The 21,980-nt window shown below is 33.0% G+C and carries 26 protein-coding genes and 1 riboswitch; of the genes, 6 read left to right on the forward strand and 20 right to left on the reverse strand.

Annotation, left to right across the window (positions count from 1 at the left end; genetic code table 11):
- Positions 1–54: 54 nt before the first annotated feature.
- Genes mtgA through HUE53_RS07170 form a run of 3 tightly spaced genes read right to left on the reverse strand, consistent with a single transcriptional unit; the run spans position 55 to position 3,059 of the window.
- On the reverse strand, positions 55–804 hold the full coding sequence (gene mtgA, locus HUE53_RS07160) for a monofunctional biosynthetic peptidoglycan transglycosylase (protein ID WP_014165889.1): 750 nt from the start codon (positions 802–804) through the stop codon (positions 55–57).
- Complete coding sequence (locus HUE53_RS07165; protein ID WP_077225832.1) at positions 805–1,917, reverse strand: NAD(P)/FAD-dependent oxidoreductase; 1,113 nt, start codon at positions 1,915–1,917, stop codon at positions 805–807. It abuts the gene before it with no gap.
- Positions 1,908–3,059: a sensor histidine kinase gene (locus HUE53_RS07170; protein ID WP_014165887.1), complete on the reverse strand. Its 1,152-nt coding sequence runs from the start codon at positions 3,057–3,059 to the stop codon at positions 1,908–1,910. The genes HUE53_RS07165 and HUE53_RS07170 overlap by 10 nt, the downstream gene beginning before the upstream one ends.
- Before the next feature lie 95 nt (positions 3,060–3,154).
- On the opposite strand from HUE53_RS07170, the gene HUE53_RS07175 reads away from it, so the two are divergent.
- From HUE53_RS07175 to aat, 3 genes are all read left to right on the forward strand, one after another.
- A complete protein-coding gene (locus tag HUE53_RS07175) occupies positions 3,155–4,027 on the forward strand; it encodes a flavin reductase family protein (protein ID WP_014165886.1) in 873 nt (290 codons plus the stop codon).
- 15 nt (positions 4,028–4,042) lie between these two features.
- A complete protein-coding gene (locus HUE53_RS07180; RefSeq protein WP_014165885.1) occupies positions 4,043–4,432 on the forward strand; it encodes a DUF3127 domain-containing protein in 390 nt (129 codons plus the stop codon).
- Positions 4,433–4,537: 105 nt separating this feature from the next.
- Positions 4,538–5,176, forward strand: a complete 639-nt coding sequence (gene aat, locus HUE53_RS07185) for a leucyl/phenylalanyl-tRNA--protein transferase (RefSeq protein WP_014165884.1) — start codon at positions 4,538–4,540, stop codon at positions 5,174–5,176.
- 110 nt (positions 5,177–5,286) lie between these two features.
- On the opposite strand, the gene HUE53_RS07190 is transcribed toward aat, so the two are convergent.
- From HUE53_RS07190 to HUE53_RS07250, 13 genes are all read right to left on the reverse strand, one after another.
- Entirely contained in the window at positions 5,287–5,970 is a 684-nt protein-coding gene (locus HUE53_RS07190; RefSeq protein WP_014165883.1) for a TIGR00266 family protein, read from the reverse strand.
- A gap of 7 nt (positions 5,971–5,977) precedes the next feature.
- Entirely contained in the window at positions 5,978–6,700 is a 723-nt protein-coding gene (locus HUE53_RS07195; RefSeq protein ID WP_014165882.1) for a TIGR00266 family protein, read from the reverse strand.
- Positions 6,701–6,709: 9 nt separating this feature from the next.
- On the reverse strand, positions 6,710–7,372 hold the full coding sequence (locus HUE53_RS07200) for a TIGR00266 family protein (RefSeq protein WP_014165881.1): 663 nt from the start codon (positions 7,370–7,372) through the stop codon (positions 6,710–6,712).
- Between the two features lie 4 nt (positions 7,373–7,376).
- On the reverse strand, positions 7,377–8,498 hold the full coding sequence (locus tag HUE53_RS07205) for a M48 family metallopeptidase (protein WP_014165880.1): 1,122 nt from the start codon (positions 8,496–8,498) through the stop codon (positions 7,377–7,379).
- Positions 8,499–8,558: 60 nt separating this feature from the next.
- A complete protein-coding gene (locus HUE53_RS07210; protein ID WP_065212860.1) occupies positions 8,559–9,269 on the reverse strand; it encodes a HesA/MoeB/ThiF family protein in 711 nt (236 codons plus the stop codon).
- A 148-nt stretch (positions 9,270–9,417) separates the two neighbouring features.
- Positions 9,418–10,530, reverse strand: a complete 1,113-nt coding sequence (gene thiH / locus HUE53_RS07215) for a 2-iminoacetate synthase ThiH (protein WP_014165878.1) — start codon at positions 10,528–10,530, stop codon at positions 9,418–9,420.
- Positions 10,531–10,708: 178 nt separating this feature from the next.
- Positions 10,709–11,467, reverse strand: coding sequence for a thiazole synthase (locus HUE53_RS07220; protein ID WP_165793176.1), 759 nt, complete (start codon positions 11,465–11,467; stop codon positions 10,709–10,711).
- Positions 11,460–12,092 carry a thiamine phosphate synthase gene (gene thiE, locus HUE53_RS07225; protein WP_014165876.1) on the reverse strand — a complete coding sequence of 211 codons (633 nt, stop codon included), beginning with the start codon at positions 12,090–12,092 and terminating at the stop codon, positions 11,460–11,462. The genes HUE53_RS07220 and thiE overlap by 8 nt, the downstream gene beginning before the upstream one ends.
- Complete coding sequence (locus tag HUE53_RS07230) at positions 12,082–12,834, reverse strand: hydroxymethylpyrimidine/phosphomethylpyrimidine kinase (protein ID WP_041253451.1); 753 nt, start codon at positions 12,832–12,834, stop codon at positions 12,082–12,084. The genes thiE and HUE53_RS07230 overlap by 11 nt, the downstream gene beginning before the upstream one ends.
- Positions 12,801–13,373 carry a thiamine phosphate synthase gene (locus HUE53_RS07235; protein ID WP_014165874.1) on the reverse strand — a complete coding sequence of 191 codons (573 nt, stop codon included), beginning with the start codon at positions 13,371–13,373 and terminating at the stop codon, positions 12,801–12,803. Before HUE53_RS07235 ends, HUE53_RS07230 begins: the two co-directional genes overlap by 34 nt.
- 140 nt (positions 13,374–13,513) lie before the next feature.
- A complete protein-coding gene (gene thiC, locus HUE53_RS07240) occupies positions 13,514–15,328 on the reverse strand; it encodes a phosphomethylpyrimidine synthase ThiC (RefSeq protein WP_014165873.1) in 1,815 nt (604 codons plus the stop codon).
- 86 nt (positions 15,329–15,414) lie between these two features.
- The gene (thiS, locus tag HUE53_RS07245) at positions 15,415–15,621 is read right to left on the reverse strand and encodes a sulfur carrier protein ThiS (protein ID WP_014165872.1); all 207 of its coding nucleotides are present in this window, start codon (positions 15,619–15,621) and stop codon (positions 15,415–15,417) included.
- 57 nt (positions 15,622–15,678) lie between these two features.
- Positions 15,679–15,773, reverse strand: a riboswitch (TPP riboswitch).
- A gap of 45 nt (positions 15,774–15,818) precedes the next feature.
- Complete coding sequence (locus tag HUE53_RS07250) at positions 15,819–16,379, reverse strand: DNA-3-methyladenine glycosylase I (protein WP_014165871.1); 561 nt, start codon at positions 16,377–16,379, stop codon at positions 15,819–15,821.
- 144 nt (positions 16,380–16,523) lie between these two features.
- Here HUE53_RS07250 and HUE53_RS07255 point away from each other — a divergent pair, with 144 nt between their 5' ends.
- On the forward strand, positions 16,524–17,153 hold the full coding sequence (locus HUE53_RS07255) for a thioredoxin family protein (protein WP_014165870.1): 630 nt from the start codon (positions 16,524–16,526) through the stop codon (positions 17,151–17,153).
- A 153-nt stretch (positions 17,154–17,306) separates the two neighbouring features.
- Here HUE53_RS07255 and truB read toward each other — a convergent pair whose 3' ends face one another.
- The 4 genes from truB to HUE53_RS07275 all read right to left on the reverse strand — a co-directional run bounded on the left by truB (position 17,307) and on the right by HUE53_RS07275 (position 20,086).
- Entirely contained in the window at positions 17,307–18,005 is a 699-nt protein-coding gene (gene truB / locus HUE53_RS07260; protein WP_014165869.1) for a tRNA pseudouridine(55) synthase TruB, read from the reverse strand.
- A gap of 4 nt (positions 18,006–18,009) precedes the next feature.
- On the reverse strand, positions 18,010–18,819 hold the full coding sequence (locus HUE53_RS07265; protein WP_014165868.1) for an undecaprenyl-diphosphate phosphatase: 810 nt from the start codon (positions 18,817–18,819) through the stop codon (positions 18,010–18,012).
- Between the two features lie 80 nt (positions 18,820–18,899).
- Positions 18,900–19,130, reverse strand: a complete 231-nt coding sequence (locus tag HUE53_RS07270; RefSeq protein ID WP_014165867.1) for a DUF3098 domain-containing protein — start codon at positions 19,128–19,130, stop codon at positions 18,900–18,902.
- Between the two features lie 80 nt (positions 19,131–19,210).
- Positions 19,211–20,086: a cell division protein FtsX gene (locus HUE53_RS07275; RefSeq protein ID WP_014165866.1), complete on the reverse strand. Its 876-nt coding sequence runs from the start codon at positions 20,084–20,086 to the stop codon at positions 19,211–19,213.
- Positions 20,087–20,208: 122 nt separating this feature from the next.
- Here HUE53_RS07275 and HUE53_RS07280 point away from each other — a divergent pair, with 122 nt between their 5' ends.
- Together HUE53_RS07280 and HUE53_RS07285 are read left to right on the forward strand one after the other, a co-directional pair.
- Entirely contained in the window at positions 20,209–21,210 is a 1,002-nt protein-coding gene (locus HUE53_RS07280; protein WP_014165865.1) for a phosphatase PAP2 family protein, read from the forward strand.
- 7 nt (positions 21,211–21,217) lie between these two features.
- Entirely contained in the window at positions 21,218–21,973 is a 756-nt protein-coding gene (locus HUE53_RS07285; RefSeq protein WP_077225834.1) for a phosphatase PAP2 family protein, read from the forward strand.
- Positions 21,974–21,980: the final 7 nt, after the last annotated feature.

Here is a 21,980-nt window from a genome sequence, read left to right on the forward strand (position 1 = left end):
TTACCTAGAAAACTATAAAATAAATTCTATGAAAATTATCTTTAAATTAAAATTTTAATATTCTAAAGTTCCTATATGACGCATTACACGGATGGTTTTATTTTTTCTCTTTTCAACATAGTTAGAAGATCCAACGGCTTTGTATTTTCTTGGACTTGGTAATATGGCTGCTATTGAAGCGGCTTCGTATTTTGTGAGGCTTTTAGAGCTTTTGTGAAACCAGTATTGACATGCGGCTTCTGCTCCATAAATACCATTCCCCATTTCGATGCTGTTTAAATAAACTTCCATAATGCGTTTTTTACCCCATACTAATTCAATCAAAACAGTGTAATAAGCTTCTAATGCTTTACGTAAGTAACTACGTCCTTGCCATAAAAAAACGTTTTTAGCTGTTTGTTGTGATATGGTGCTTCCTCCTTTTAATTTTTTTCCTTTTAGATTTCCTTTAAATGCTTTATTCATAGCAGAAAAATCAAATCCGTTGTGTTGAAGAAAAAGACCGTCTTCGCTAGATATAACGGCTTTTTGTAAATTAAGGGATAGATCATCAATGGGTACCCAATCATGTGAAAAGATAACTTCTTTACCAGCTGCTTTATTTTCTATTGCTCGTATTATCATTAAAGGAGTAAAAGGTACTGGTATGTATTTAAATAAAAATACAAAAGCTATAGAGATTACATTAAAATACAAAAAACACTTCCATAAAAACAATTTAACCTTAGTCGTAAAAGTAGACGATGGTTTTTTAGACTTCGTTTTTGTATTTGTTTTGTTATTTATGTTTTTTTTTGTTGTCATTTATATTAAATCCGCTAATTCTTGTCCTATTAAACTCCCTATGGCAACACCCATACCTCCCATTCGTACCCCGCAAAAAACATTTGTTGAAAGCGATTTTACTATTGGTTTTTTGTGAATGCCTACTCCCATAATACCGCTCCAACGATGAGCAATGGTTACTTTATTTTGTGGCAAAATTACAGTTTTTAATAATTCTTCCAATTTGTTTTGTATTAAAGCTGTTTGATCCAGTGAAATAGTTGTTTCACCTATAAAATCTAAATTTCGTCCTCCTCCTAATAAAATCCGATTGTCTATATTTCTGAAATAATAATATCCTTTATCTAAATGAAAAGTTCCTTTTATTTCTAAATTAGGTATAGGTTCAGTTATGAGTACTTGTGCTCTCGCAGGTTTTACTTCACCATTTGTTAAATTTTCAGCAAATCCGTTGGTTGCAAAGAGTAGTTTTTGGGTTTTAAAGGTATAATCCCCTAATTCTACTTCTACTTCATTCCCTAAGTCTGCATAATTTTTAACCGTTTGATTATTTAAAATGAGAATATTATTTTCGAATCCTTTTTTTAACAATGCTTGCATCATTTGGCCTGTATCTATTTGTGCCTCAAATGGATTAAATAGGCTATATTTTTTTATGTTCTTAAAATTAAAACGATTTGTTTGTTTTTCAAAAGTATCTGCTTTAAACAAAGGACGAAGAAGATTATTTATAAATGGCATTTTTTGCAAACAGTCTTCATAACAGTCTTCATTTTCCGATAAAAATAATTCATACCCACCATAGCGTTTTAAATCAATAGAAACATCTCCTAAATTTTTACGTAGTAGTTGTAATCCATTCCAACGTTTTTTTACGAGTTGAATAACTTCTTCTTCTGTATGTGTTTTTAGATCGTCTAGAATCTCTGATAGAGAACCAAAACAAGCGAACCCAGCATTTTTGGTACTAGCTCCTTCTGGGAGTTTCCCTTTTTCTAAAATAAGTATTTTGCTGTTAGGGTATCGTTCGCGCAGACGTAAAGCGGTATGCAAACCTACGATTCCACTGCCTACTATGGCAAAATCAACGGCTGTAAACCAATTTTTTATTTCCCAGTAACTTAGACGCATTTTTTATAACTAATTTGAAAGATCGTTCCTTTGTTAATTTCAGAATGTAAAACTTTTATTTTTCCTTTATGATATTCTTCTACTATACGTTTAGTCAAAGATAATCCAAGCCCCCAACCTCTTTTTTTAGTTGTAAAACCAGGCTCAAATATTTTTTTGAAATGATTTCTTGGAATGCCTTTACCTGAATCGGATATTTTTATTTTAATATAATCATCTTCATTTACTATAATTAGATCTATATCTCCTCTACCTCGCATAGCATCTACAGCATTTTTTACTAAATTTTCTATTGTCCAACTATGTAATGTAGGATTTATTTTGACAAACAAATCTTGTTCAGCCGAAAAAAACTGAAATTTCACTTGTCCTTCAAATCGGGAAGCTAAATAATCGTATACTAATTTTGTTTCTTCCACAATATTTTTATTTTCTAAATTAGGTTCAGAGCCTATTTTAGAAAAACGTTCCGTTATGTTTTGAAGTCTAAAAAGATCTTTTTCAATTTCAGAAACGATAATTTCATCTACTTGCTCAGCTTTCATAATTTCGACCCATCCCATTAGTGATGAAAGCGGTGTACCTATTTGATGTGCTGTTTCTTTGGCCATACCCGCCCAGAGTTTGCTTTGAGCTGAAATTTTATTGGTTCTATAATAATTATAAACTAAAGCACCAAATAGCACAATGATCGTAATCAATGCTATAGGATAATATTTTAGTTGGCTTAATAACGCCGAGTCCATATAATATAAATAGCGACGTTTTCCTTTGTCGTATTCAATATTAATTTTGTTATTAGCTTGTTTAAATTGTAGAATAAGATGTTTCGTTTTTTTAGGGCTCTTAAATAGAGCTTCATCTAGATTGGTAAAACTCAATATATTGTCTTTTTCATCTAATAGTATTGTAGGAATAGTTTCATTATTGGTTAGTATTTGTAGAGGCAAATCTACTTCGGTTTCATCTGTTGCATTTTGTAATGTTTTTTGAGCTGTAGCCCAAAGTTCCATTTTATGACGCTCTTCTTTTCTAAAAATTTGCATCAAAGTATAGGTGTTCCACAAAATAAGGCTAATAATTAGGAAAGAAAACCCTACTAGTAGCCAACGAATAGAATTATTTTTATTGGTAAAATTCATATTTATACTTAAAAGTCTAAATATAATAAAAGTCTATTTTCTTTACTTTATTTTATAGCTTCTTTTCTTATTTTTGTTTAAAAACCAATTTATAGATGAAAAGTTTCATTCCTACTGAATTATCTACCCCACAAGTTCAGTCCTATTTACAAGGGGCCATTGCACCAAGACCCATTGCATTTGCTAGTACGATAGATGCACAAGGTAGACCTAATTTATCTCCTTTTAGCTTTTTTAATGTTTTTAGTGCTAATCCTCCTATATTAGTTTTTTCTCCTGCCAGAAGAGTAAGAGGTAATACGACTAAGCACACCTTAGAAAACGCATTAGAAACTAAAGAAGTAGTAATAAATGTTGTAAACTATGATATGGTACAACAAATGTCACTTTCTAGCACGGAGTATCCCGAAGGAATAAATGAATTTGAAAAAGCAGGTCTCACGGCTTTATCTTCTGATCTTGTAAAACCATTTCGTGTTGCCGAATCACCCGTACAATTTGAATGTAAAGTAAATGAGATAATTGCATTAGGAACAGAAGGAGGTGCTGGTAATTTAATAATTTGTGAAGTTCTCAAAATCCATGTAGATGAAACTATCTTAGATGAAAATGGGATGATTGATCAACATAAAATTGATTTAGTGGCTCGTTTAGGCGGAAATTGGTATTCGCGTTCTAATATGGGGTTGTTTGAAGTTCCAAAACCTTTGATCACTTTGGGGATTGGAGTAGATGCAATTCCTAACTTTATTAAAGAAGATTCTTTTTTTACAGGAAATGATTTAGGTATGTTAGGAAATATAGAGGCTTTGCCAAAAGAAGAAGAAATCCTTATCTTTGTCCAAGAAAACAATTCAATTAAAGAAGCTTTGCAAGCTAATAATCCTATAATAATCAAGGAATTAGCTAAAGAGTATTTAAAAAAACAGGACATACTTTCGGCATGGAAAGTGTTGTTAGCAAAATAATTAATACAAGTTATCATGGAAGTTACAGGAAGAATTAAAATGATTAACCCTACACAAGAGGTTAGTGCATCTTTTAAAAAAAGAGAATTAGTAGTTACAACAGAGGAGCAATATCCACAACATATCATGATTGAGTTTACTCAAGCAAAAGTAGATGATTTGAATAACTTCCAAGTGGGAGAACAGGTAAAAGTATCCATTAATTTACGTGGTCGCGAGTGGATTAATCCACAAGGAGAAGCTAAATATTTTAACACCATTCAAGGGTGGAGAATTGAAAGAGTGCAACCTATGCAAGCAACACAACCTGCTATGTCCCAACAAATGCCTCCAATGCCTGCCGCACAAGCTTTTGAACCAGCGCCTAGTTTTAATGAAGAAGAACATGACGATCTTCCTTTTTAATTGAAAGGAAAGATAAAAGATAAAAAAGTCATTCAGTATGCAAAATATTTGAATGACTTTTTAGTTTAATAATATCTTTGTACTTTTTTATTTTTCTAATAAATTATGTACTTTATAACTAAAGAATTATATTTTCCACCAGTAGAAGAGACATCAAAAGAAGGCGTACTAGCAGTAGGTGGCGATTTATCGCCTGAACGATTGCTATTGGCTTATAAAAACGGTATTTTCCCTTGGTTTGATGATAATGATCCTATTTTATGGTGGTGTCCACCTCAGCGTATGGTTTTATTTCCTAATGAATTTAAACCCTCTAAAAGCATGCGAAATGTAATAAATAAAGGTATTTTTAAAATTACCTTTAATACATGTTTCCGTGATGTAATGATTAATTGTCAACAAATTTATCGTCCAAACCAATACGGAACTTGGATTACAGATGAAATGATAGATTCCTACACATATTTACATGAAAGAGGAAAGGCAATGTCCGTTGAGGTTTGGTTAGGTGAGGAATTAGTAGGTGGATTGTATGGGGTAGATATGAATCCTGTTTTTTGTGGAGAAAGTATGTTTTCTCATGTAAGTAATGCTTCTAAAATAGCTTTTATTGCATTAGTAGATTATCTAAAGGGGAATAAATATAAATTGTTAGATTGTCAAATATACAACGACCATTTGGCTTCTTTAGGATGTTATGAAATACCAAGAGAAGACTTTATAGCTCTTTTAAAAGAAAAATAAAGAGAGTTTTATAAAAAAGGACCCTAGTTTATAGAATCCCATACAAAAGATATTCTCACTAGATGTATTAAGTGATAAAAAGGCTGCCTTTTTAGACAGCCTCTTGAATATTATTTACTTTTTTTCTCAGGTCTAAATGGATAAGTCCAGCTCAAGAATGGGGTTATTTTTCTAGTTTGAATCCAGATTCGTCCTTTTCCTTGAAATCTGCATACTAATCCTTCTCCTGAAAAGAACAGCGATTTATATCCACCAACTCTGGTTACATCATACGTTAATCCTTCTGTAAACGCTACAATATGTCCCGTATCTATTACATAACCATCTTCTACGTTAATCGGTATGATTCCACCATAAGAATTAAACCAAAGATCCCCTTCTCCAGAACATTTAATTAAAAATAAATTTTCACCTGAGAAAAACCCTTTTGTTAAACCTTGAAATTTTGAATCAATAGTTATGTTTTCTGAAGAAGCTAAAAAGGCACTGTTCTGAATATAGACAGTTTCGTTGTTTAAATAAATGTGTTCTATATCTCCAGGACAAGCGGGCGCTAACTGAATATCACCTGAACCATTTTTTGCTGTGAATTCATTGATAAATAATGACTCACCCGTTAAAAATCTTGAAAAACCGCCTTTCAAAGTTGTTTTCATTTCTAGATTGGTATCCATAGTTGCCATAGCACTAGCCTCTACCTTTAGTTTTTCTCCTGCTGGTATGTTGATGGTTACAAAACCAAAATCTGGTTTGCAATCCATTGTAAATTTAAATCCTTTATTTTGTGTTTCCATAATGTTGTTAGCCTCTTGGTTTAAGTTTAGGTCCTAGAATTCCTCCAAACGTTGAAGTATTATGAGATTGTACCCATACAGTTCCTTTCCCTTCAAATTTACATACTAATCCTTCACCTCCTAAAATTGAACTTATCCAACTTTTACCCGCTTTTGTTAGTGTGAAATTTAGGGTTTCTTCAAAAGCTACAATATGTCCTGTATCTACTATATATTCACCATCAATTTGGATAGGGTAGATAGCACCAAATGAATTTACAATTACAGTTCCTTCTCCTTTGACTGATAACCAAAAAAGGCTTTCTTTAGAAACTAAATTTTTGAACCCTTGAAAGCTCATGTCAATAGTAATATTTGGTGAACTTGCCACATAAGACCCACCTTGAACAATAATACCTTCGCCCTGAAGTTCTTTTACCATCATATCGCCAGCGAGCGTAGTACTTAAAAAAACAGTTCCCCCTTCGCTACTTGCTTTATAATGATTTAAGAAAAAGCTCTCTCCAGATAACATTCTTTTTAACCCTTTTAAGAAACCTCCCGATTTTTTTTGTTGTGAGGAAGTTGTCATAGTGACACTTGGAGTCATGGCGATCATAGATCCCGCTTCTGCGGTAAATTCTTCTCCAGGTTGTAATTTTATTACAGCAGCAGTAGAACTTGGTCGCATTTGTAAATCAACATTTAAAGCAGTTGATTTTTTTTGTATTTCCATATTTAATGTATCCATTGTAAGCAATTATATTTGTCTGTTAATCCAAGAAACTAAACCAGATAAATTCCTTGTTTGGATATATATTTTTCCTTTTCCTTCTATTCTAGTAACAAAGCCTTCACCTCCAAAAAAACTACTAAATATACCTCCTGATAGTTGTGGTTTAAGTTTCATATTAGGTTCATAAGCTACAAGATGTCCTGTATCTACAATATATTCACCATCTATTTCTTTTTCAAGTAAACCTCCATAAGCACCAAAAATTACTTTTCCAGTTCCAGAAACTACTAATTTGAATAGTCCTTCCCCCCCAATTAGCGATCCTAAACCAGCCCATTTTACACTTAGTTTAACTCCTTTTTCGGAAGCAATATAGGCTCCTCTTTGAATACAATAACTTTGTGTACCGTCTAATTCTTTAATCTCTATATCCCCTGGTGTTGATTGAGTTAGATGCAATGAAAGTGTTTTATTGGTATTATTTGTAAAATGGTTGATAAAAAGACTTTCACCTCCTAAGATTTTTTTTGCCAAACCCACAAAAAATCCTCCATTGAATTTAGCATCTAAATCTAGCTCGGCCGACATACTAGACATTGCGTCTGATTCTGCAACAATGGTTTCTCCTGGTTCGAGTTCAACCATTACGTAAGCAAAAGCAGGTTTTCCTTCTGTTTTAATTCTCATAGTTTTATTTTAAGTTTAAAAGTTTTGTTTTAAAAGCATTAAATGTATTAGGCAACACCGTATGTTGTGTTTTATCTTCTTTTTGTTGTTCCTTTAATTTTTTGATACGGCTTTTTGTATCAGGATGTGTTGATAAAAAAGATAAATCTATGTTTTTAACTGAAGTAGAATCTAAAATTGTTTTTTCTTCTTTTTCTAAAGTTTCAAAAAAAGAAATTAATCCAGCTGGGTTTATTTTGGCGTTTATTAGATATTTCATTCCCTTTTCATCGGCCTCAATTTCAAAATCTCTACTATTGGATAGTGAAGCTAATTCGCCCCCCATATTAATAAATGTACCTGCTATGGCGCTTACATCTCCAACGGTAGCTGATAAAATAGCAAAAACACCTAAATTATTGATGATTCCTCTGATGTGATGACGTTTTGTTACATGTGAAAGCTCATGGCTGAGTACCCCCATAACTTCTTCCCAAGATTTAGCATTTTTTATTAACCCTGTTTGAATAATAACCTTTCCTCCTGGTAGAGCAAATGCGTTTATAGTTGGATCTTTTACAAAATGTAAATCTATTTTATAACCTTCTTTTTCAATTTGACAAAATAATGGCTTAGCTACTTTTATAAATTCCTTTTTTAATGAATCATTTTTTATAAAATGATATTGCAAAGATAATGTACTAAATAGTTTATCTCCCGCTTTTTTCTCCCAAGAAATAGGTACTTGATTTGCTATTCCTTCCACCATTTTATCTTTTAAAAGATAAAGAGAGGTAATGAATAATGTAATAATAATTAAAAAAACTATTATTCCTTTAAGAGGGGTGTTTAAAGTGCTTTTTGATTTTTTGATTTCTTGTTTGAATTTATTATTTGATACAAGAATAGTATTTTTTAAAATGGATTTATCAGAAGTATAAACAGAAATGGAATTAATGGTTGAATCAGAAAAAAAGATAAATCTATTAGAGGCACCTCCAACACTAATGGATAGATTTGCAAACTCTATGTGATAATTTATAGAACTGGATTCAAAAAAAACTCCGTTTGTTTTTATCTGTAAATTTCCTGAAATTCTTCCTCCAAAAACATCTGGATGAATTAATATTGCTTGATATGTGTCCAATTTTTTGTGTTTTTAACAAAAATAGCAAAAGATTATGTAGAATCTATTTTTAAAAGATTATTAAAACTCAAATTTTTGAAATTGCCAGTTTAAAGTTGAAAAAACAATTAATTCGTTTTTCAAAACCGGTAATCCTATAATCATTTTCAATGTTTCTTGTGCCATCATCGTACCTATAATGCCAGGTAACGAACTAATTACGCCGTTTAATGAACAATCAGGAACGTCTTCAGGGTTAGGTGAATCTGGAAATATATCGCGAAGTTGTTTGCTTCCGTTATGATTGAATACCGCTAGTTGTCCTTCAAACTTAAAAATACTGCCATAAACTAAAGGCTTTTCTAATTGTACACAAACATCATTTACCAAGTATCGAGTAGTAAAATTATCCGAACCATCTACAATAATGTCATAGCTTTCAAATAGATCTGGAGCGTTTTTAGAAGTTAGTTTTTCCTTGAAAATTTGTATATTAACTGATGGGTTTAGTTTTTCAAGGACAATTTTTGCTTGCGTAACTTTTGGTAAATTAATATCAGTTTCGTTGTAAAGAACTTGACGATGTAAGTTATGTAAAGCTACTGTATCAAAATCAATCACACCCAGCGTACCTACACCAGCCGAAGTGAGGTATTGCAAAATGGGACATCCTAAACCACCCGCACCAATGACGAGGACTTTAGCATTTTTGATTTTTAATTGACCTTCTTCCCTTATTTCAGGCACAAGAAGATGTTTGGAATAACGCAAATAATCGGATATTGTAAGCATAAGTAATATATCGCTCCTCTGGAGCTTTTAATTTTTTGAAGACAAATAGGTTTCAAGTCTGAGTGTTTCAATTTTTCAATTCTAAATTGTATTTTTTTGTTACACAGAGGTTCACAAAGTAAAGCACAAAGTTTTACAGAGGTCATTTCTAAATTCTAAATGCCTTATCCCAGTCCTTCCAAACAGGTTGATAACCCTTTGCACTAATCAACTGCGCAATTTCAGCCACAGGACGTTCATCACTAATTTCAAATTGTTCTAATGTTTGCGGATCGACAACATAACCACCTGGATTAGTCTTAGATCCAGCACTCATTGTTGTGACCCCAATAGGAATAATATGATTCCGAAAATGTTCATTCTCGCGAGTAGAAATCGAAATTTCAAGATCTTCATTCCAAATGCGGTACGCACAAATAAGTTGGAGCAAATCTTTATCTTCCATAATAAAATTGGGTTCAATGATCCCTTCAGCAGGTCGCAATCGTGGAAAAGAAACAGAGTATTTGCTTTTCCAATAGGTTTTTTGTAAATAATCAATATGTAAGGCATTAAAAAAGCTATCTACTCGCCAATCCTCTAGTCCTAATAAGACACCCAATCCTATTTTGTGAACCCCTGATTTCCCTACTCGGTCAGGCGTTTCTAACCTAAAATCGAAGTTGGACTTTTTTCCTTTAGGATGGTATTGTTTATAAACTTCTTTATGATAGGTTTCCTGATATACTAATACAGAATACACACCCGCTTGATGCAATTGTTCGTATTCTTCTTGTGAAAGCGGTTGTACTTCAACAGAAATATTGGCAAAATCGTTTTTAATGACTTCAATAGCATTTAGGAAATAACCAATATTTACGGTATAATTAGCTTCACCCGTTACCAACAAAACGTGATCGTAGCCCATAGCTTTTAGAGCTTTTACTTCCTGACGAATTTCACTATCTGAAAGTGTTTTTCTTTTGATTTTATTGTCAAGGCTAAAACCACAATAGGTACAAATATTTTGGCACTCGTTACTCAAATACATAGGCGCATACAGTTGAATAGTTTTCCCAAAGCGTTTTTGCGTGAGTTGATGAGCCAGTTGCGCCATAGGTTCTAAATACTCTTGGGCTAAGGGAGATAAAAGCACCAGAAAATCCTCAACGGTTCGTTTAGGTTTACGCAAAACATTTTCTATATCACGATGCGTTACCGAAGCAATTTGGTTAGCAACAGTTTCCCAAGAATAGTTTTCAAATACAGTTTTAAAGGTCATAATTTTTAGATTTTAAGAGGTAGTCCTAAAAGGTCGCAATCTTCTCATTTCGATCAACGGGAGCCCCGAGAGCTTTGCTCGAATAGGCGAAGAAAATCACATAATATTGATTATGAGACTCCTCCTTGCGTCGGAGTGACAAACGGTGCGTTGATTTTTTAATTTTCGGACAACTTTTCTATAAAAACGACGTTAACGGACTAGAGGCTTCGGCTTGTGCTAGCGGATTGGCTAACTGAGCTTCAAAGGCTCTACGTCCTGCAATAACGGCTTCTTTAAATGCTTGTGCCATGGCTACTGGATTTCCAGCTACGGCAATTGCGGTGTTTACTAACACGGCATCAGCGCCTAATTCCATTGCTTTAGCAGCATCGGACGGCGCACCTATACCTGCATCAATAATTACAGGTACTTTACTTTGTTCGATGATGATTTCTAAAAAATCAATGGTTTGAAGTCCTTTGTTACTTCCTATGGGAGAACCTAAAGGCATAACCGCCGCGGTACCTACTTCTTCAAGTAACTTACATAAAACGGGGTCGGCATGAATGTAAGGATAGACTTCAAATCCTAGTTTAGCGAGTTCTTCCGTAGCTTTTAAGGTTTCGATAGGGTCAGGAAGTAAATATTTTGGATCCGGATGAATTTCGAGTTTTACTAAATTCGTTTCCATTGCTTCTCGAGCTAATTGCGCTGCGAAAACAGCTTCTTTAGCATTTCTTGCTCCAGAAGTATTGGGTAATAATTGAATATGCGAATGGTTGAGGTGCGAAAGAATGGCATCGGTTTCGGTTTCAAAATCGACTCTTTTTAAGGCTACCGTTACTAATTCTGAACCAGAGGCTAAAATAGCTTCTTCCATTATTTGACTAGAACCAAATTTTCCAGTACCAACAAACAATCGGGAGCTAAATGTGGTATTTCCTATTTTAAGCATACGTATAAAGTGTTTCGTTGAGTTGTTTTACAATTTGACTAGGTTGTGTGGCATTACAAATTAAACCAGAAACGGCTATGCCATACACTCCAATTTCTACTAGTTTAGGGAGGTCATTTTCTACTATTCCTCCAATGGCAAAAATGGGTTTTACCAATGCTGTATTTGAGCTGGTATTGATAATTTTTTTATAACCTTCAAAACCTAACGGGGGGCTTAGTTTTTCTTTAGTGGTAGTAAATCGCAATGGACCTAAACCCAGATAATCACATCTTTCAGCTAATCGTTGTTGTACATCTTCAAGAGTGTTGGCTGTACCTCCTATAATTTTAACATTACCTAATAATTCACGTGCTTGATCAATACTTCCATCAGTAAGTCCTAAATGTAATCCGTGAGCATCTATGGCTTTGGCTATGGTAGGAAAATCATTTATGGTAAGCAAAGCATTATATTGATCCGTTTCTTTTTTAACTTTTTCGGCCAATCTAAAAACATCAATTTTAGAAGCGTTTTTATAACGTAATTGAGTCCAAGTAATTCCCGCATCTAAGGCTTTTCGAATCGAATTAAGTTGCTTTTCAGGCGTTGCCCCCTGCGATATAAATTGAATTTTAGGTAACATAGTAGGCTAATAATTTTTTATTTGAGTTTAATGTTTGTTCTATAAATTGTTTGGCTTTTTTACAACTTTCTGGAAGTGATTTATCTAGAGCTAAATGTGCCGTGATGGCAGATGATAAAATACAACCTGAACCGTGTTTGGGATATATTTTGTTAGTAGAGGGTTTTAAAGTATGAGTTTCATGGCTTATAATCAAATAATCTGTTCCTAGTTGGGATATATTATGTCCTCCTTTCCATAAAACTGCCGTATGTTGTGCCAATAACTCAGTTTTTTCTAGAGGGCTTATGGATTGAGGAACTAAGATGTCTAATTCATTATGATTAGGAGTGATGAGATCAACTTGTTCTAAAATAGATGGTAAACAATCGTAAATAAGCGGAGTGAATTCATAATTTGCGGTGGCTTTTAAAACGGGATCCCAAACAATTTTAGCCTTTGGCCACAAGAGTTTTATTGTTTTTAGATACGTATCCAATGTTTCTAAGCTGGGAATAATTCCAATTTTCACAGCTTGTACTTCATACTGTTTAGCAAGATGATTGAGACTATCAATTACCCAAGAAGTGTTCATCCACTCCATTTTGAGAAACCTATCTTCCGTTTGAATAGTATTACCAGTAATCACGGCTAATCCATATACTTTCTGCATTTCAAATGTTTTAACATCGGCAAGAACCCCCGCTCCAGCCGAAGGATCAAAGCCTGCTAGACTGAGTACGAAAGGACGATGTTTTGACATTTTTTCCATTGTTCTATAGGATTAGGATGTAACCAAATAGCACCTAATAAGGCAACCGAGTTAAAATACAGAAGTACTTCGGAAATGTTTTTTTCTGAAATTCCTCCCAAAGCTATAAGTTGGGTATTAAAATTTGTACGTTGAGCAATTTGATGAAGAATCTCAGGATTTTGATAATTAACTTTCGAAATACTTGGAAATACTGGACTCAAAAAGGCATAATGATAAGCCGAATCGAGTTCATTAAATTCTGTAATACTATGCGTTGAGGTGGATAAACTTTTTGTATTTTTTACTATCGAATTTCTATTTTGACTAGTTTGATGGATTCCTTTCAAATCGTATTCATTTACTAATTCAGGATAATATACTACACAAAATGGATGAAAATAAGTGTCAATTTTTTCTAAATATGCTTTTGTTTCTTGTAAAGTGTAGTTAGGTTTTCTGATATGAAAATGAGTAAGCCCTGCATCAAATAACTGATGCAGGGTTTGAATTTCATTTTCTATAGTATGTTCTGTTGATAGTAGAATCATTTTTTTTGGTTCACTAAGTTTCACAAAGTTCTTACACAGAGTTTACTTCTTTAGTTCGCTTCGCTCGTATCACAAAGTTTTTTCACAGAGTCACACAAAGTTCACATAGCTTCTTTGTGTATCTCTGTGAATTCATCATATTATACATAAATCTCTTTACCGTTTTCAATAAATTCCTCCGATTTGGCTTTAAGTCCTTCTTCGACAGCAGTATCTCTAATTTCTTGTGAAATTTTCATCGAACAGAATTTAGGACCACACATTGAGCAGAAGTGAGCTACTTTAGCCGCATCGGCAGGTAGAGTTTCATCGTGGAATTCACGAGCAGTGTCAGGATCTAAGGAAAGATTGAATTGATCCTCCCAACGGAATTCAAATCGGGCTTTACTTAAAGCATTATCACGGTATTGCGCTCCTGGGTGACCTTTTGCTAAATCGGCTGCATGAGCTGCAATTTTATAGGTGATTACTCCGTCTTTCACGTCTTTTTTATTCGGCAGACCCAAATGTTCTTTAGGTGTTACATAACACAACATGGCACAACCATACCACCCAATCATGGCTGCTCCAATTCCCGATGTAATATGGTCGTAACCTGGTGCAATATCGGTAGTTAAAGGACCTAAGGTGTAAAAAGGAGCTTCAGAACAACATTCCAATTGTTTTTCCATATTTTCCTTAATCAGGTGCATAGGCACGTGACCTGGACCTTCAATAAATACTTGTACATCGTGTTTCCAAGCAATTTTTGTTAATTCACCCAAAGTTTCTAATTCGGCAAATTGAGCAGCATCATTGGCATCGGCAATAGAACCAGGACGTAAACCGTCACCTAATGAAAAGGCTACATCATATTGTTTTAAAATTTGGCAAATGTCTTCAAAATGCGTGTATAAGAAATTTTCTTTATGGTGAAATAAGCACCACTTTGCCATAATAGAACCGCCACGAGATACAATTCCTGTTACTCTATTTGCCGTCAAATGAATATAACGCAATAAAACACCTGCGTGAATAGTGAAATAAGAAACCCCTTGTTCGCATTGTTCAATTAAGGTATCGCGGAAAATTTCCCAAGTTAAATCCTCAGCAACCCCTTTTACCTTTTCTAAAGCTTGATAAATAGGCACAGTTCCAATAGGTACAGGAGAGTTTCGAATAATCCATTCGCGAGTTTCATGAATGTTCTTGCCTGTAGATAAATCCATAATAGTATCAGCTCCCCAACGACAAGCCCAAACAGCTTTTTCAACTTCTTCTTCAATACTTGAAGTTACTGCACTGTTACCTATATTCGCATTAATTTTTACCAAAAAGTTACGCCCTATAATCATAGGTTCACTTTCTGGATGATTGATATTATTTGGGATAACGGCTCTTCCTGCTGCTACTTCGCTACGAACAAACTCGGCTGTAATTTTGCCTTTAGGTGTTCTTGCTCCAAAACTTTCCCCTACGTGTTGCTGACACATCGCCTTTTGTGCCGTTTCTAATTGTTCAATGCGTTGGTTTTCACGTATGGCAATATATTCCATTTCGGGAGTAATGATTCCTTGTTTTGCGTAGTAAAGTTGCGTTACATTGGCTCCTTTTTTGGCACGCATTGGTTGATGTAGGTACTCAAAGCGTAAATGATCTAATTTTTTATCCGCTAAACGCTGTTTTCCATATTCAGAACTTAGGCTATCTAATATATTAACATCTTTTCTATCTAAAATCCATTGTTCACGTAAACGAGGTAACCCTTTACGTACATCAATTTCCATAGTTGGATCAGTATAGGCACCAGAAGTATCATAAACAGTAACGGGTGGATTTTGTTCTACTTGTCCGTTAGTTAGTTTAGTATCCGATAAAGTAATTTCACGCATTGCTACTTGAATGTCGTGTATTTCGCCTTGAACGTACACCTTTTTTGAGTTCGGGAAAGGTGCTCTAGTGATTGTATTTTCCATAGTTTTATACTTAACAGAATTATATAAATAGTTTTGGGATAGGTTTAAATCTTAAAAACAGAAGTAATATTCAGAAATCTAGAATTTTAACCTCCTTGAGTAGCTTTAATAATAATTATATTTTGATTAGGTTGTATAGAAGTACTGTCCCATTGTGATTTTGGGATTACTTGTTCATTTATTGCAATTGCAATACCTCTTTGTTTATTAGGTAATTCAATATCGAGTAATTGTTGCACAGTGAGTGCTTCATTCTCAAATATTTTTTTTTCTTGATTAATTATAAGTTCCATTCTTTGTTAGTTTTATCACTTTAGGAATGGCCACAGGTATAGCTTAGGATGCTATAAAAGAAGTCATTTACTTTTCCCTACGCTAGTATGAACTAGATCAGGTTCAAAGGGTAAAATCTCAGCTTGCTATGCAAACACCCCTAAAGTACGAGACAAATGTAAACTTTTATTTTAAATTATAAATGTTAAATTTTGAATCAGTTATTCCTCTTCCAACAATCTTCTATGTGATCGTTTACCATACCTATCGCCTGCATATAGGCATAGACTACGGTAGAACCCACAAATTTAAATCCTCTTTTTTTAAGATCTTTACTTAATTTGTTTGATATTTCGGTGGTAGCTGGAACATCTTTTAACGTTTGAGGAGTATTATCTATAGGTTTGCCATCTACAAAGCCCCAAATGTATTCCGAAAAAGTTCCAAATTCTTCCCTGATTTTAATAAACGCTTGTGCGTTTGTTACGGTTGCTTTTATTTTAAGTTTATGACGAATAATACCCGAATCTTGTGCTAGTAGTTCCATCTTCTTTTGACTATATTTTGCAATTTTTTCAAAATCAAAATTATTGAAAGCTTTTCTGAAATTTTCTCTCTTACAAAGAATGGTATACCAGCTCAACCCTGCTTGAAAGGTTTCTAATACCAAAAATTCAAAAATTGTTTCATCATCGTACACTGGGGTACCCCATTCATTATCATGGTAGTTACGATATAAATCATCTTTTTCACACCAGTTGCAACGTATTTTTTTCATATTATGTAATTTTTGTTACAATAAAAATATTTTTTTACATATAAATTTACATATTAATTACGTATAATATAATTAATTTTAATATTTTTATTAGAAGATTATAATTTCGAAAATCTAAAAAAAACACACAAACTATTAACTATTATGAAAACAGAAATTATCCAAGGTCTATTAAATAGTTATACCTATTCAGAGTATAGAAAATCACTAGCCGACTTATTAGTTCAAGGAAAGTCTTCAGGTAATGATCAGTCGGAAGATCATCTGTATTATAGCCAATTAAACCAAACTCGCATGAATCGTTTAGATAAAACTTTGCAGATTCCTGAAGATGTTTTGGAAAAATTAAAAAATATAAAAAATGAATATACTTGGTTAGTATTAGCAGAGGGTTGGTGTGGAGATGTGGCTCAAATAGCACCTGTTTTATCAAAGATAAGTTCTGTAACGGATAAAATTAATTTACGATTCGTATTTAGAGATGCAAATGATCCTCTAATGAGTTGTTTTTTAACTAATGATGCGCGTGCTATACCAAAAGTTATTATTTTAGATAATGAAAACAAGGAGTTAAAAGCAACTTGGGGTCCTCGACCTGAAGGAGCGACTAATCTGATTAAAAATTATAAGGCTCAACATGGGATAGTAGATCAAACAGCAAAAAAAGAATTACAACTTTGGTATTTGCATGATAAAGGAAAAAGCACAATGGAGGAATTAACATCTATCATGATGCGTCTAGAAGAACTTGTACATCATAAAACTTATAATTAAAAATTAAAAATAGGCTATCCTAAAAAGAAGGATAGCCTATTTTTATTAGTAAATATTGGGAAGCCTATTAAAAATGAATTTTTACCACAATGCCGAATTTTATATATGTTTCTCTAGATGTGGTTTCACTTTTAGAATAATCTCATTTTAAAATTAATTATTAGTAATTAATTCTGAAAACGCATCAGGTGTTAATGCTTTTTCTACAGAAAAATCACCACTTTTTGTACGTCTTAAAGCCGTTAAATGCCCACCAGATTCTAAGGCAGCTCCTAGATCATGAGCTAGAGAGCGAATATAAGTACCTTTACTACAACTGACCCTAAAATCAATTTCAGGTAACTCAATTCGGGTTATCTCAAATTCGTAAATAGTTGTTTTTCGTGCTTCTATTTCTATTTCGGTTCCAGTCCGTGCGTACTCATATAAGCGTTTACCCTCTTTTTTTAAGGCAGAAAAGACAGGTGGTTTTTGTTCTATTTCACCTATAAATTGTTTAACGGTTTCTGTTATGAGTACAGGCGTAATATGATTGATAGGAAAAGTAGCGTTTACAGGTGTTTCTAAATCATAAGAAGGAGTTGTAGCACCTAATTGTATAGTACCTGTATATTCCTTCGTTTGTCCCATTAATTCAGGAATTTTTTTGGTGTATTTTCCTGTGCAAACAATCAGTAACCCCGTTGCTAAGGGGTCTAAGGTACCTGAATGACCTATTTTAAATTTTTTAGGTAAATCTAATCGGTTTTTTAATACATATTTTAATTTATTAACCGCTTGAAAAGAGCTCCAATTGAGAGGTTTGTCTATCAATAAGATCTGTCCGTTTAATATGTCTTCTTTTGTGTACAACGTTTTATTTATTAATAGAAAAATAGATTAACAATAAGCTTCCTGCAATAATACGATACCAGCCCCAAGGTTTAAAACCATATTTTTTGATTATTCCTATGAATAATTTGATGGCTAATACGGCTACTATAAATGCTACTATATTTCCTATAATAAACATTGTAATAGTGTCTTTTGATTGTAAGATTAACTCATAGCCTTTCATTTGACTATGTTCATACGTTTTTAAAAACACAGAGTAGCAAGTTACAGCCAACATAGTGGGAACCGCTAAAAAGAAAGAAAATTCGGCAGCTACGTGACGTGTGAGGCCTTGTTGCATTCCTCCAATTATAGATGCAGCACTTCTACTCGTTCCTGGCATCATAGCTAGACATTGCCAAAATCCAATAGTGATAGCTTTTTTAATAGAAATTTCTTCTTCGGAAGTAATCTGAGGATTTTGAAAAAAACGGTCAATAAATAATAAAATAACACCTCCTACTATTAATACAAAAGCAATTGGAATGGGTTTTTCTAAAACAGCTTCTATTTTATCATCAAACAGTTTACCTAATATTAAAGCGGGAACAACAGCTGCTGCCAACTTAATATAAAAATTAAATTTAGTGAAATCAAAAAACTTTTTCCAATACAAGAAAACTACCGCTAAAATAGCACCAAATTGTATTGAAACTTGAAATAGTTTTACAAAATCATCATTTTGAACGCCAAAAAAAGAACTTGTAAAAATCATGTGAGCAGTGGAAGAAACAGGTAAATATTCTGTTAACCCTTCTACTATAGCGATAATAATTGCTTTGAGTACATCCATTTTTAAATTGAGCGATTACTGATTAGCGAAAAGAAATTGGTCAGCAAAATTATTTACTCTTCACAAATCACTTCATTATTTTATTTTTCTTGTTTGAAAATAGAATAAATGACCACACCAAAACCAGCTAAAACCATGGTTGGTGCTAATCGTATTCTTCTAAAACTAAATATTTCAGGATTGAAAACAGTAGGATCATCACTACCGCCACCAGCCATTAGTACAAAACCTAATGCAATAATAGCAATACCTATTAGTAAAAATTTATAATTTACTTTTTCAAAAAGAAATTCATGTTTTTTATTTTCCATAAAAAAAAATTTAAAATTTAGAAAATAGAACTCAGAATGAACTCTACTAAAATATGGCATTCAATACTTAAATCTAAAAATTAATATAAGTCATCCGTTCTCAAATTTAAAAAACGTTGTGTAGCAAAATAAGTACTTAACCAAGTAATTAATACTCCAATTCCAAATACAATTAATAGAATGCTAACAATTGAGAACATATCGTTAAACACACCTAGAGTAGGCCAAATAGTATCTATATAAAACAATGCACCTAACAAACCTATAATAGCAACACCCGCTCCTATCATTCCTAATTTAACACTTCTTACTATAAAAGGTTTTCTGATAAACGATTTAGTGGCCCCTACCATTTGCATGGTTTTAATAATAAAACGGTTAGCATAAATGGATAAACGTAAAGAACTATTAATTAATAAGACAGCTACCACAGTAAGAAAGCCGCTTATGATCAGTATCCACATACTAGCTTTTTTAACATTTTCATTTACCATTTTCACTAATTGTTTATCATAAAAAATATCAGCGACTAGGGGATTTTCCCTTAGTTTACGTTCAATTTTAGCTACGCTATCGTTTTCAACATAGTCAGCACGTAGATGAATATCAAAAGAATTTTTAAGCGGGTTCATTCCTAAGAATTCTGTAAAATTTTCTCCTAATGTTTTTTCATGCTCTTTAGCAGCTTGATCTTTTGATATAAAAATATAATCTTTAGCAAACTTTGCTTCTTTAAGCATTTCTCCATACTTTGTTAATGTGGTATCCTTAGCATCATCTTTAAAGAAAACGGTCATGGTAATACCTTCTTTAAAATCATTTGACAATTTTTTTGCATTAACGATAAACAATGCTAATAATCCTAACATAAAAAGTACTAAACCGACACTTAGTACTACTGAAAAATACGATGTAATTAATCGACGTTTTTGAAACTTATCAAAAGATGAACTCATACAGTATATTTATTTGCGGTAAAAATAACAAAGATTTTCTTTATGTAAAGTTAATAATGCTCAAAGTTTCCACTTTCTTATAATAAATGTAAATTTGCAAGGATCTTAAAAATTTAAAAGAGTTGAAAAAAATAGCTTTTTACTGTTGTTTACTGTTAAATCTAGGTTTATTCAGTCAAAGTAACGATACTTTAGTGGGAATCAAAACCGATAAACTTGAAACAGAACAAAAAACACAGTCTTATCAAATCAATCCAAATACGAGTCGAATTTATAACAAACCTCGAATTTTAGATGCCATTACTTTTTTACCAAAGGATTTTGTTACTACCAGTAAAGACTTTATTGCTAAAGATCATGCTTGGTATTTAGGAGGAGCAGTTGCAAGTACAGCTCTTTTAGTTCCGTTTGATCAATCAATCACGAATTCATCACGTGAATTTTCAGATCGTATAGGATTAAGTTCTAATAATATATATGGTAAATTTGGTCCGTTACAGAATATCCCTAAAAATCTTGGCGCTGGTTTTTATCTAATAGGAAATGGTACTACAGTTATATTACTAACAGCTGGATTTACAACCTTTGGTTTGTTTAACAATGACTATAGAGCGTTATCAACCGCCAGCGGCTTAATAGAAAGTTTAGCATTATCAGGAGTGTATGTTCAATTTTTAAAACGAGTTACAGGACGTGAAAGTCCATTTATCGCACGTGAAAATGGTAACCCAGGAGGCGATTGGAATCCTTTTCCTAGTTTTTCAGCCTATGCAAAATCTACCCCACATTATGACGCTATGCCTTCAGGACATCTTACTACAATTATGTCTGCTTTAACCGTGATTACGACCAATTATCCAGATTATAAATGGATTAAACCTGTTGGATATACATTAATAGCAGGTATGTGTTTTCAGATGGTTCAAAGTGAAGTACATTGGATTTCAGATTATCCTCTAGCTTTATTAATAGGATATTTTTCTGGTAAAAATATTGCCAAAAGAAGATTTAAAGATGTGAATAAAAACATAGGATTACAATTAAATAAACCTAAATATGAAATGAATGTGATAGGTTCCAATAAGGCTGGTTTTAAAACATTAGGATTATCCATTACTTTTTAGATAAATTATGAAAAAACAAAAATTAATTTATTGTATATTAATAAGTTATTTATGCACTTTTTCTAGTTTTGCACAAATAATAGATACAATACATGGAAAAAAGGTAGATTATCATAATACCTTTAACATAAAGAAAATGATTATTCCTACTACATTAATAGTATCTGGTGTTATTTTACGTAATCCGGCTTGGCGTAATCAATTATTAGATTTTAAAAATCAATTATTTGGCGCTTCTTTTAGTACCAAAATTGATGATTATATACAGTATATTCCTATTGTTCAAACCTTAGGTGGTAAAAGCATAGGTATTGAAAGTACGCACGGATATAAGCAAATAATTACAAATCAAATCGTTTCAAATGCTATCAGTGCTGCTATTGTACACGGATTAAAGAACTCTGTAGGGGACTTACGTCCTGATGGATCTGCTAAAAATTCATTCCCATCAGGACATGCTGCAACCGCTTTTACAAATGCCATGCTTCAATATCTAGAATATAAAGATTCTAATAAATGGTATGCAGCCTCTGGTTTCTTATTTGCCACTGCTACAGGAGTCTTACGAGTAGCTAACACACGTCATTGGCCTGGCGATGTTGCCGCAGGTGCAGGTATAGGAATGGCATCCGCTATTGTAGTACATTATTGGAGTCCTTTTAAATGGGACCAAACAAAGAAAGATAAAAGAATGAGCTATATTGCTTATCCTATTTTAAATGAAAAAACCTATGGTCTGGGTTTCATTGGAAAACTTGATTAAACTTTTA

Origin of the sequence: Flavobacterium columnare, assembly GCF_014844295.1 — a bacterium.
Classification (GTDB): domain Bacteria; phylum Bacteroidota; class Bacteroidia; order Flavobacteriales; family Flavobacteriaceae; genus Flavobacterium; species Flavobacterium columnare.